Origin of the sequence: Dietzia sp. NCCP-2495 (assembly GCF_026011735.1) — a bacterium.
GTDB lineage: Bacteria > Actinomycetota > Actinomycetes > Mycobacteriales > Mycobacteriaceae > Dietzia.
The window spans coordinates 88,118-99,476 of record NZ_BRVN01000009.1; the positions used below are offsets into that span (position 1 = coordinate 88,118).

Annotated in this window: 9 protein-coding genes and 1 tRNA gene; 6 read left to right on the plus strand and 4 right to left on the minus strand. The window is 69.8% G+C overall.

Translation table 11 applies throughout. The annotated features are described in order from the left end of the window. Positions 1 to 4: 4 nt before the first annotated feature. Positions 5 to 484 carry a RidA family protein gene (locus OPF83_RS09910; RefSeq protein ID WP_264887274.1) on the minus strand — a complete coding sequence of 160 codons (480 nt, stop codon included), beginning with the start codon at positions 482 to 484 and terminating at the stop codon, positions 5 to 7. Next, positions 484 to 654 carry a DUF4177 domain-containing protein gene (locus tag OPF83_RS09915; protein WP_264887275.1) on the minus strand — a complete coding sequence of 57 codons (171 nt, stop codon included), beginning with the start codon at positions 652 to 654 and terminating at the stop codon, positions 484 to 486. Before OPF83_RS09915 ends, OPF83_RS09910 begins: the two co-directional genes overlap by 1 nt. Positions 655 to 838: 184 nt before the next feature. Between OPF83_RS09915 and OPF83_RS09920 the strand changes: the two genes are divergently transcribed. After that, positions 839 to 1,864, plus strand: a complete 1,026-nt coding sequence (locus tag OPF83_RS09920; protein WP_375546247.1) for an ArsA-related P-loop ATPase — start codon at positions 839 to 841, stop codon at positions 1,862 to 1,864. 1 nt (position 1,865) lies between these two features. Next, complete coding sequence (locus OPF83_RS09925) at positions 1,866 to 2,975, plus strand: ArsA family ATPase (protein ID WP_264887277.1); 1,110 nt, start codon at positions 1,866 to 1,868, stop codon at positions 2,973 to 2,975. Between the two features lie 257 nt (positions 2,976 to 3,232). Here OPF83_RS09925 and OPF83_RS09930 read toward each other — a convergent pair whose 3' ends face one another. Further along, entirely contained in the window at positions 3,233 to 3,610 is a 378-nt protein-coding gene (locus tag OPF83_RS09930; protein ID WP_264887278.1) for a WhiB family transcriptional regulator, read from the minus strand. Between the two features lie 269 nt (positions 3,611 to 3,879). On the opposite strand from OPF83_RS09930, the gene OPF83_RS09935 reads away from it, so the two are divergent. The 4 genes from OPF83_RS09935 (at position 3,880) to OPF83_RS09950 (ending at position 9,611) form a co-directional block, all read left to right on the plus strand. After that, positions 3,880 to 6,261, plus strand: coding sequence for a transglycosylase domain-containing protein (locus OPF83_RS09935; RefSeq protein WP_264887334.1), 2,382 nt, complete (start codon positions 3,880 to 3,882; stop codon positions 6,259 to 6,261). A 28-nt stretch (positions 6,262 to 6,289) separates the two neighbouring features. Next, the gene (locus tag OPF83_RS09940; protein WP_264887279.1) at positions 6,290 to 7,282 is read left to right on the plus strand and encodes a metallophosphoesterase; all 993 of its coding nucleotides are present in this window, start codon (positions 6,290 to 6,292) and stop codon (positions 7,280 to 7,282) included. A 51-nt stretch (positions 7,283 to 7,333) separates the two neighbouring features. Continuing rightward, positions 7,334 to 7,407: transfer RNA gene (locus tag OPF83_RS09945), tRNA-Pro, on the plus strand. A gap of 119 nt (positions 7,408 to 7,526) precedes the next feature. Then, entirely contained in the window at positions 7,527 to 9,611 is a 2,085-nt protein-coding gene (locus OPF83_RS09950; protein WP_264887280.1) for an acyl-CoA dehydrogenase, read from the plus strand. Between the two features lie 148 nt (positions 9,612 to 9,759). On the opposite strand, the gene OPF83_RS09955 is transcribed toward OPF83_RS09950, so the two are convergent. Then, a complete protein-coding gene (locus OPF83_RS09955) occupies positions 9,760 to 11,352 on the minus strand; it encodes a hypothetical protein (protein WP_264887281.1) in 1,593 nt (530 codons plus the stop codon). Positions 11,353 to 11,359 lie beyond the last annotated feature (7 nt).

Genomic DNA, 11,359 nt, shown 5'->3' on the forward strand with positions numbered 1-11,359 from the left:
GTGACTACCCCTCGACCTCGACGATCAACTCGACCTCGACCGGGGCATCGAGCGGCAGCTCCGACACCCCGACGGCCGACCGGGCGTGGACCCCGGCGTCGCCGAAGATCTCCCCCAGCACATCGGACGCGCCGTTGATCACGGCCGGCTGTCCGTTGAATCCCGGGGCCGAGGACACGAAGCCCACGACCTTGACGATCCGTACCACCGCGTCGATGCCCACGAGTCCGTCGACCGCGGCGAGCGCGTTGAGCGCACAGGCCCGCGCCAGCTCGGCGGCACGCTCCGGCGTGACCTCCGCACCGACCTTGCCCGTCGCGGCCAGCGCACCGTCGATCACGGGCAACTGGCCCGAGGTGTACACGTACGCGCCGGTCCGCACCGCAGGCGCGTAGTTGGCGACCGGCGGCACGACCGTCGGCAGCTCCAGACCCAGCTGCTCGAGCTTGCGGGACCAGTAGCCGCCCGCCTCGGTCTCGCCCATCAGAACTGACGCTTCAGATAGGCGACGTGCTGCTCGCCCGTGGGACCGGGCAGCACGGAGACCAGCTCCCAGCCGTCGGCACCCCAGGTGTCGAGGATCTGCTTGGTGGCGTGCGTGAGAAGGGGAACGGTCGAGTACTCGAACCGGGGACGGTCAGTGGCTTCGCTCATACCCACCACTGTAGGTAAGCCGCACCGGACCTGCGACCAGACCTCCGGCGGGACCGGGGACCGGACCTCCAGCGAGCGTCGCGACCCGAGCAGCATTCGACCGCACACAGGGAGTCCCCCGCGCGCGGCAGGTGATGACCTTAGGCTGGAGCGTATGCCGACCACTGAGAGTCCGGGCCGCCAGGTGCCCCGGCCCACCATCGCTGACGATCTGTCGACCGGCTGGTCCGCCGACGCGGCGCGTGCCGACCTGCACTACGTGTCCGGGAAGGGCGGGACCGGCAAGACGACGGTCGCTGCCGCACTCGCGCTCTCGCTGGCGTCGACCGGCAAGAAGGTGCTCCTCGTGGAGGTCGAGGAGCGGCAGGGCATCGCCCGGATCTTCGACCGCTCCCCGCTGCCGTACCGCGAGGAGCTCGTCGCCCGGGTCGACGGAGGTGGCCGGGTCTACGGCCTCGCGATCGACATCGAGGCCGCGATGCTCGACTATCTCGACACCTTCTACCACCTCGGCGTGGTGGGCAAGGTCATGAAGTCGGTCGGCGCGATCGAGTTCGCCACGACCATCGCGCCCGGCCTCAAGGACGTGCTGCTGACGGGGAAGATCTACGAGGTCGTCTCCCGCGAGAAGTCCAAGAAGGAGGTCGTCTACGACGCCGTGGTGGTGGACGCCCCGCCGACCGGCCGGATCGGCAAGTTCCTCGACGTGACCACCGCGATGGCCGACCTCGCCGGAGGTGGTGGTCCGATCCGTCGCCAGGCCGAGGCGGTGTCCGCTCTGGTGCACTCCGAGCGCACCGTGGTGCACCTGGTGACGCTCCTGGAGGCGCTGCCGGTGCAGGAGACCATCGAGGCGATCGCCGAGCTCGAGGGCCACGGGCTGCGCCTGGGCCAGGTGATCATCAACCGCGCCGCGACCCGGTACCTCGACGACGCCGCGCTCGAGCGCGTCGCCGAGGAGGACGTCGACGCCGAAGCCGTACTGGCGGGCCTGGAGGCCGCCGGTGTCGAGGTCGACGACGAGGGACTGCAGGGACTCCTGGTGGAGACCATCGAACACGCGCGCGTCGCACGCGGTCAGCTCAACGCCGGCCAGACGCTCACATCGGCCGGATGCCCCACGCTCGTCCTGCCCGCACTGCCCCACGGTGTCGAGGTCACCGACCTGTACGACCTCGCCTCCGCCCTCGTCGACCAGGGAGTCCGCTGATATGGCCGGCCGTCTCGATATCGCCGCACTGCTCACCGATTCCAAGACCCGAGTGGTGGTGTGCACCGGCGCCGGCGGAGTGGGTAAGACCACCACCGCCGCGGCCGTCGGACTCCGCGCCGCCGAACTCGGCCGCCAGACCGTGGTGCTCACCATCGACCCTGCCCGCCGGCTCGCCCAGGCCCTCGGGATCGACGAGCTGTCCAACGAGCCCTCGCCTGTCGACCTGGACCCCGAGTACACCGAGGCCGGCGGATCACTCCACGCGATGATGCTCGACATGCGCCGCACCTTCGACGAGCTGGTGACCGCCAACACCACGCCCGAGAAGGCCGAGTCGATCCTGGGTAATCGCTTCTACAAGACGATGGTCACCTCCTTCGCCGGGACGCAGGAGTACATGGCCATGGAGAAGCTCGGGCAGCTGCTCGACGATTCGACCTGGGACCTCGTCGTCGTCGACACCCCTCCGTCCCGCAACGCACTCGACTTCCTCGACGCCCCAAGCCGACTCGGGGCGTTCCTCGACAGCCGGCTCATGCGGCTGCTGTCCGCGCCCGGACGCGGCGTCGGGCGGCTGGTGACCGGCGCGATGAGCACCGCGATGCGCGGCGTGTCCACGGTCGTGGGGTCCTCCATGCTCGCCGACGCCTCCGAGGTGGTGGTGGCGCTGGACTCCACGTTCGGCGGGTTCACGGCCCGCGCCGCCCGCACCCAGGCCATCCTGCGCCGCAAGGGCACCGAGTTCCTGGTGGTCTCCTCCGCCGAGCGGCCCGCACTGCGGGAAGCCGCGTTCTTCGCCGAGCGACTGGCCGAGGAGAACATGCCGCTCTCGGGCGTCGTGATCAACCGGACGCACCCGCGACTGTCCGACCTCAGTGCCGAGCAGGCGGGGTCGGCCGCGGACCGGATCGCCGACGCCCATCCCGAGGCCGGGGCGGTGCTCCGCATCCACGAGGACCGCGCGCGCACCGCACGTCAGGAGCTGCGACTGCTCGAGTCGTTCACCGACACGCACCCGGACGTGAAGATCGTCGGTGTGCCGTCGCTGCCGTTCGACATCTCCAATCTGGAGGCCCTGCGGTCGGTGGGCGACCAGCTCTGCGGCTGAGCGGGGGCCGGGCTGGGGTCGGGGTCTGGCCGGGCAGTCTGGCCGGGCTGGGTTCTGACCCGGCATGGTCGGGGTCGGGTCTGGCCCGGCCCGGGACGGGCTGACCGCCCGAGGCGTGCCGAAATGCCGGACGCGGCCCCAAGCGTCAGCTGCGGACCGCGTGTGCGGTCACAACAGGTCAGTCGGCCGGCGCCGGCGCCGGCGCTGGCGCCGGCACTGGCGCCGGCACTGGCGCCGACGACGGTGGATGCCGGTGGTCAGTAGACCGTGGAGTGACGCTCGATCTGCTGGGCGAAGAAGTCCGCCCAGGACCGAACCTCGGGATGCTGCTTGAGCAGGGCGCGACGCTGACGCTCGGTCATACCGCCCCACACGCCGAACTCCACGCGGTTGTCCAGCGCGTCGGCACGGCACTGGAGCAGTACCGGGCAGTGACGGCAGATTGACGCGGCCTTGCGCTGAGCTGCTCCACGGACGAACAGCTCGTCTGGATCGATGTCCTTACACCGGGCCTGAGAGACCCATTCCTGGCGCCCCTCCCCGATGATCGTCTCCTCGGAGCCCAGTGGATTGCTTGTTCCGGGGCGGACCCCGTTGTCGGAGGAGCGGGAAGTCCCGGGAAGGGTGGCCGTCATCGATTTACCCCTGTCTGCATGGAACCGCGAGCGATCTCCTCGCACACGGCTCCGGCCTTCTGGACCCACCCGGCGCGGCAGGCCCACCGTGTCCGCCGGGTCTCCCTCGGGACCGACACTGTGATGCCGGTCTCATTTCCGGGGAAAACCCGCGCGTTCCCTCATATTGTTACCGCAGTCACACTACGGAAGTAAAGAGTTGGATCCGGAACCGGCCGCGACGGGTGGCCACGTGGGGGTGGTCACGTACCCTTGGGCGCGTGTCAGCTATGAGTTCGCTCGGGAAGCTGGTCGCGACCTGCGTCGCGGCCGGAGTGGTGACGGCCGGGGCGATGTTCCCCCTCGCGGGGGCCGCGGGACTCGCGTCGAACAAGATGGCCGACTCCCTCGCCGGGACCTCAGCCGACCTCATCAAGGGCGACCTGCCCTCGATCTCCACCGTCACCGACGTCCACGGGGAGCCGATCGCCTGGCTCTACGACCAGCAGCGGGTGCTCGTCCCGAGCAACGAGATCTCGCAGAACATGAAGCTGGCGATCATCGCGATCGAGGACCGGCGCTTCGCCGACCACAACGGGGTGGACTGGCGCGGTACCGTGCGTGCCGCCCTCACGAACTTCACCTCAGGCGATGTCGAGCAGGGCGCTTCGACGATCGACCAGCAGCTGGTGAAGAACTACCAGTTCCTCGTCTCCGCCCAGAACGACGCGGAGCGCAGAGCAGCTGTAGAGACCACTCCCGCCCGGAAGCTCAAAGAGATCCGGATGGCGCTCACCCTCGATGGCGAGATGGGCAAGGACGAGATCCTCTCCAAGTACCTCAACCTCATCTCGTTCGGCAACGGCGCGTTCGGGATCCAGACCGCCGCCCAGACCTACTTCGGGGTCAACGCCGCCGATCTGACGGTCCCCCAGTCCGCGATGCTCGCGGGCATGGTGCAGTCCACCAGTAGATTCAACCCCTACACCAACCCGGAGGACACCAAGAACCGACGGGACACGGTCATCCAGACGATGGTCGACACCGGTGCGATCACTGCCTCCGAGGGAGACCAGTACAAGGCGGAGCCACTCGGCGTCCTCGACACGCCGAAGTCGCTGCCCCGCGGATGCATCACCGCCGGAAACCGCGGCTTCTTCTGTGACTACGTGCTGCAGTACCTCGACGAGAACGGACTCAGTCGCACCATGGTCGAGGAGGGCGGGTACACGATCCGCACAACTCTCGACGAGAACGTGCAGGCCAACGTCGAGCGGGCGCTCGACACCTTCGGCAATCCGAGCGCCGAGGGTGTGGCCGAGGTGATGAGCGTCGTGCGACCGGGCAAGGACTCGCACAAGGTCGTCGCCATCGCCTCGAGCCGCGACTACGGACTCGAGCTCGGCGACAGCCAGACCGTGCAGCCGCAACCGTTCTCCATGGTCGGCGACGGCGCCGGCTCGGTGTTCAAGATCTTCACCGTCGCTGCCGCGATGGAGAAGGGGATGGGGACCAACACCTCCCTCGCCGTCCCCAATCGGGTCCAGGTCTCGGGCCTGGGTGTCGGCGGCGCGCGCGGCTGCCCGCCCGGCATGTACTGCGTCGAGAACGCCGGTTCCTATCCGTCCTCCCTGTCGGTCACCGACGCGCTCGCCCAGTCCCCCAACACCACGTTCGTCAACCTGATCAAGGACGTCGGCGTGGCCCCCACAGTGGACATGGCCGTACGCCTGGGCATGCGCTCGTACGAGCGCAAGGGCACCGCCGCCGACGGTGACTCGCTCGCCAACTTCGTCAAGAAGAACAACATGGGGTCGTTCACTCTCGGCCCCACCGCGGTGAACGCGCTCGAGTTGTCCAACGTCGGCGCCACGCTCGCCTCCGGCGGGGTGTGGTGTCCCCCGAGCCCCATCGAGTCGATCACCGACCGCAGCGGCAGCCCCGTCGAACTCAACGAGCCGGAATGCGAGCAGGTCGTGGAAGAGGGCCTCGCCAACACTCTCGCCGTTGCCATGTCCAAGGACTCGGCAGCCGGTGGTACGGCGGCGGACGCCGCGGCCGGTGCGGGTTGGGGCCAACCGATGTCCGGCAAGACGGGTACCACCGAGGCCAACCGCTCCTCCGCGTTCCTCGGGTTCACGAACACCTACGCCGCCGCCGTCTACGCCTTCAACGACGGCACCACGACCACCGAACTGTGCACCAGCCCGCTCCGCCAGTGCTCGTACGGCAACCTTTACGGCGGTATGGAACCGGCCCAGACCTGGTACTCAGCCTTCTCCCCGATCTCCGACGTCTTCGGCCCCGTCCAACTGCCCGCGCCTGACCCCGCCTACCAGAGCGGAACGTCCGGTAACGGGGTCCCCGACGTCGAGGGCATGAGCCAGTCGGCCGCGACGTCTCTGCTCACCAACGCCGGCTTCATCGTCGACACCCAGTTCGTGGCCGGGAGCGGACGCCCCTACGGCACGGTGCTGGGCACCATCGGCGGATCCGGGATCCCCGGGTCCCAGATCACGCTGCAGGTCGCCGACGGCTCGGGCAGCAGCGGCGGCGGTGGAGCCGGCGCAGGTGGCCGGGGCGCGACGGGCCCGGGCGCACCGGTCGGCGACGAGCCGATCGTGCTCGAGGTGCCCGGCCTAGCGCCGATCACCATCTCGCCGCCCAGATAGGTCGGCGCTTCGACGGTAAGCTGACCAGATGCAGCGCCCGCCTCGAAAGTCCCGATTCACCGCACCCTCGTCGTCGTCGGCCGCCCGCGCGGCAGCGGTCCTCGCCGGTGTCGCCGTGGCCGGAACCGCGTACGCCAGCGGGTGGGAGCGCAACAATTTCGTCCTGCGCAGACAGACCCTCCCCATGCTGGCCCCGGGATCGCAGCCGCTGACGATCCTGCACATCTCGGACCTGCACATGATGCCGGGACAGAAGCGGAAGCAACAGTTCGTCGCCGCGTTGGAGGAGCTCGAGCCAGATCTGGTGATCAACACCGGGGACAACCTGTCCAGCGAAAAGGCAGTGCCGTCGGTGGTCCAGGCTCTCGGCCCTCTGCTCTCCCGGCCGGGCGCGTTCGTGTTCGGCTCGAACGACTACTACGCGCCGGTCCCGAAGAATCCCCTCCCCTACATCGGAATCGGCACGAAGAAGCACTCTTCCGTCCCGTTGCCGTGGCGAGATCTCAAGGCGGCGTTCACCGAGCGTGGCTGGGTCGACGCCACGCACCGCCGCGCGGAGATCGTCGCGGACGGACGCCGGATCCTGGTGGCCGGTGTCGACGATCCCCACATCGGTCGGGATCACTACAACGCGATCGCCGGACCCGCCGGGCCCGCCTTCGATCTGCGGATCGGCCTCGTGCACTCCCCCGAGCCGCGCGTCCTCGACCGGTTCGACGAGGACGGTTACGACCTCGCCTTCGCCGGTCACACGCACGGCGGTCAGCTGTGCCTGCCCACAGGCGCCATCGTCACCAACTGCGGCATCGACCGTTCACGGGTGTCGGGCCTGTCGGCATGGGGCCGGAACCTCGTGCTGCACGTGTCGGCAGGACTCGGGACCTCACCGTATGTCCCGCTCAGGACCTTCTGCCCGCCCGAGGCCACGCTGCTCGAACTGATAGCCGTGCCGGGCGGCGGGGACCACGAGGCGGAGGTGCCGGTGCCGCCGATCCACGAGCGCGTCCCGCAACCAGCCTGACCCGATTTCGCGATTCAGGGACGAGGGCGCTAGAGTATCCATCGTTGTCACCGGGGTATGGCGCAGTTTGGTAGCGTGCTTCGTTCGGGACGAAGAGGTCGTGGGTTCAAATCCCGCTACCCCGACAATGAGAAGTCCCAGGTCACTTCAGTGACCTGGGACTTCTGCTTTTTCATCGTGGCGTCGGCCACCTCTCGGCAGTTTTCCGACCCACTGCCTCCCGCGTCATCCGTAAGGTCTGGGTATGACCTCTGAGACCGACGCAACCACCGACTCAGCCTCGACGTCCACGGATGGCGTATCCGCCGACGCCGCCGCGGGCGGCCTCTCCTCGCGCCACCCGAACTTCGGCCGCATCACCGCCGGGGACGCCGGCGACTCCGCGCTCGCCGCCGCCCTGCAGAAGGTTCTCGACGGGGCCTGGTCCGAGTCCCGCGCGGAGACCCGTGCGGCCTTGACCCCGGAGCTGCTCAATCCGCTCGGCCTCACCATGGAGGAGCAGCGCGACCACACGCTGGAGCAGCTGCAGCGTCTCGCCGACTCGGGGATGCCGAAGCTCGGCTTCCGCGCCGAGGACGGCGGCACCGGAGATACGGGCGCCGCGTTGACCTCGTTCGAAATGCTCGGCCACCTGGACCTGTCGGTGATGGTCAAGGCCGGCGTGCAGTGGGGACTGTTCGGTGGCGCGATCGCCAATCTCGGTGACGACGCCACCCGGCAGAAGTACCTTCCGGACGTCATGTCCCTCAAGCTGCTCGGCTGCTTCGCCATGACCGAGATCGGCCAGGGCTCGGACGTGCAGAACCTCGAGACCACCGCGACGTTCGACAACGCGACCGGCGAGTTCGTCGTCAACACCCCCACCCCGAGCGCCGAGAAGGCCTACATCGGGAACGCCGGACGCGACGGCCGACTGGCCGCCACGTTCGCGCAGCTCATCACGATCGAGGACGGCGAGGAGCAGCATCACGGCGTGCACTGCCTGCTGGTCCCGATCCGCGACGAGGCCGGGAACACCCTCCCGGGCGTGACGACCACGGACCACGGTCACAAGGGCGGCCTGCTCGGCGTGGACAACGGCCGGATCTGGTTCGACAATGTCCGCGTTCCCCGCGAGGCATTGCTCAACCGCTTCGGTTCGGTCGACGAGCAGGGCCGCTACTCCTCCCCCATCGAGTCGGTGGGCGCCCGGTTCTTCACCATGCTCGGCACGCTGATCCGCGGCCGGGTGTCCGTGGGCGCCGCCTCGGGTGCCTCCGCCCGCACCGCCCTCGCGCTGGCCGTGCGCTACGCCCTCGTCCGCCGCCAGTTCGAGCATCCCGAGACCGGCCGCGGCATCCCGCTGCTGGAGTACCGCGAGCACCAGCGTCGCCTCATGCCGCGCGTCGCCCGTGCGTACGCGTACGCGTGCGCCCAGAACGCGATCGTGGCGGAGTTGGCCGAGTTCGAGAAGGACCCGGACGCCTTCGACGAGGTCCGCCGCCGCGAGATGGAGACCCACGCGGCCGGCATCAAGGCCACGGTCACCGCCTTCGCGAACGACACCCTGACCGAGGCCCGTCTGGCGTGTGGCGGTGCGGGCTTCATGGCGGAGAACATGCTGACGGAGATGCGGAAGGACTGCGACGTCTTCTCGACCTTCGAGGGCGACAACGTGGTGCTGACCCAGCTCGTCGGCAAGGAGCTCATGGGCGCCTACGCGGCGGAGTTCGGCAACATGGACCAGCTCGAGACCGTCGGGTTCGCCATCAACACCGTCGCTGACGTGGTGCAGGAGAAGGTCCGCGCGTCGACGCTGTGGCAGAAGGTGGTCGACGCGGTGACCGACCGCGAGCACACGGACTTCCTCGATCGCGGCAACCAGCTCGAGATACTGGTCGACCGCGAGGAGCACCTGCTCGAGACGGTTGCCCGGCGCCTGCGCAAGGCGCAGGGCGAGGACGCCTCGGCCGCGTTCAAGGTGTTCAACTCCGCGCAGGACCACCTCCTGGCGGCCGGTCGCGCGCACATGGACAGCTGGGTGTTCGCCCGGTTCGCCGAAGCCGTGGACGAGTGCGAGGACCCGGAGGCCAAGAAGCTCCTCGGGACGTTGTGCGATCTCTACGTGCTCGACATCATCGACGGCGACAAGGGCTGGTTCCTCGAGCACAACCGCCTCACGACCGAGCGCACGAAGGCCGCCACGGCCGCGTACAACCGACTGTGCACCAAGCTCGCCGGTCAGGCACGCACGCTCGTGGACGGGTTCGCGGTGCCCGAGTTCGTCTTTGCCGTGCCGATGCTCAACGGTGGCGGCGTGGACAAGCCCGGGGAACCCGCCGGACTCTGACCCTGGCTACGCCGGTCCCCGCCCAGCATCCCGAGCCACCCGCAGGCCTCAGGAATCCGCTACTCCCCCTCCGGATTCGCTACCCCTAGAGCGGTAGCGGATCCCCAGGGGGAGTAGCGGATTTCGGCGAGTCTGAGCGGACGGCGGTTCAGCGGGTGCGGCCGGCGAGTCGCACCGCGAGACCGGAACACACGGCCACCGCCACCAGGACGGCCGCCGCGGTCCACACGACGGCGCCCGAACCGGCGAGCAGGAGTGCGTCCAGGGCTGCGGTGGCCTGCCCCGTCGTCGTCGCCGAAGTGGCCGTGACCACCGCGGACGGCGCGCCGCCCGACACCCACACCCACCACGCCACGCCGGCGGATGCGGCCGCGAGGACCGTAGCGACGATCCGACCCGGCCAGGTCCCAAACACGGCGATCAGTGCGCGCCACAACAGGGAAGAGGCGACGACGACGAGGCCGACCACCGCCACGACCGCCGCGGCCGAGGCGACGGACCGGTCCTCCGCGGTGGCCAGCGCCCACGCGGACAGACCCGCGGTGAGCAGGCCCAGGGCCAACACCTGCTCGGCGAGCCCCGAGCCGGGCCGGCGGATCAGCTGGACCACTAGCGCCCCGAGGACCGCGGCGGCGGCCACGCCGAGGATGCCCGCCGACGTCCGGCGCTGGGTGTCCCGCGCCGCCGCGGCGGCCTCGAGCCCGACGTCACCCTGCTCGGCGGCCAGGGCGCGACCGGTCTTGGAGATGGCGTCCTGGGTGCGGCCGGCCGAGTCGGAGACGCTCGCGGCGCCATCACGCAGGGTGCCGGCGCCATCGGCGAGAGTGGCCGCGCCCGTTGCCAGTTCGCGGGAGCCGCGGGTGGCCTCGTAGATGCCGTCACGCATCGGGGCGCCCGGCTGGGAGAGTTGGCGGGCCAGTTCGTTGGCGCCGCCCTCGAGCTGGTCGAGGTTGTTGAGCATGTCCTGGTTCATGCCCTGGGACTCGAGCTGCCCCTTGAGGCCGACCAGGGCATCGCGGGCCTGCACGGTCTCGGGGGCATCGCCCTGCAGGCGGCCGACGGCGTCGTCGATCGCGGTGAGGACCTGCCCCTGGATCACGGCGACGCCGCGGACCGCGCCCACCAACTCGCCGACGCCGCCCGCGAGTTCGTCGGCGCCGGTGCCGGCCTGCCCCATCCCGTTCTGGAGCTGCTCCATGCCGGTCGCGAGCTCGGCGGCCCCGTCACGGAGCTGGACGCTGCCGTCGGCGAGTTCCGACGACCCGTCACGGAGTTGGTTGGTGCCGGCGACGGTGAACGAGGAGTTCGCGGAGGCCTCGGACAGCGCCGACCGCAGTGGACTGCTCGCGGCGTCGGTGCCGGGATCGTGCTGCGGGGTCGGGCCGACGACCGCCCACAGGGCCGCCAGCGCGAGCGGCAGGACGATGAGGACCAGTCCGATCAGGCGCGACGCGATGCCCGGACCGGAGCGGGAGGTGGTGGCCGGCCCGGCGTCGGTGCGCTCGTGCTCGCGCTTGCGCTTGCCGATTTCCGCTACCGGCTCGCGCTTGCCGGATTCCACCACGGGTTCGCGCTCTCCGGCGTCCACCACGGGGAGGACATCCGTGGCCGGATCGGTGGCGGCGCCTGTGCCTGCGACCGTGGCGTCGTCTGTGCCTGCGCCCGAGGCGGGATCTGTGCCGGCGTCCGTGGCGCGGGAGCTCGCGGACGGCGTGGTCGACGGGGTCTCCGAGGGGCTCATGCCGGGA

Coding starts and splice junctions, on each gene's coding strand:
- OPF83_RS09915 (WP_264887275.1), bottom strand. CDS start 654: ATGAGCGAAGCCACTGACCGTCCCCGGTTCGAGTACTCGACCGTTCCC.
- OPF83_RS09940 (WP_264887279.1), top strand. CDS start 6,290: ATGCAGCGCCCGCCTCGAAAGTCCCGATTCACCGCACCCTCGTCGTCG.
- OPF83_RS09910 (WP_264887274.1), bottom strand. CDS start 484: ATGGGCGAGACCGAGGCGGGCGGCTACTGGTCCCGCAAGCTCGAGCAG.
- OPF83_RS09950 (WP_264887280.1), top strand. CDS start 7,527: ATGACCTCTGAGACCGACGCAACCACCGACTCAGCCTCGACGTCCACG.
- OPF83_RS09935 (WP_264887334.1), top strand. CDS start 3,880: ATGAGTTCGCTCGGGAAGCTGGTCGCGACCTGCGTCGCGGCCGGAGTG.
- OPF83_RS09930 (WP_264887278.1), bottom strand. CDS start 3,610: ATGACGGCCACCCTTCCCGGGACTTCCCGCTCCTCCGACAACGGGGTC.
- OPF83_RS09955 (WP_264887281.1), bottom strand. CDS start 11,352: ATGAGCCCCTCGGAGACCCCGTCGACCACGCCGTCCGCGAGCTCCCGC.
- OPF83_RS09925 (WP_264887277.1), top strand. CDS start 1,866: ATGGCCGGCCGTCTCGATATCGCCGCACTGCTCACCGATTCCAAGACC.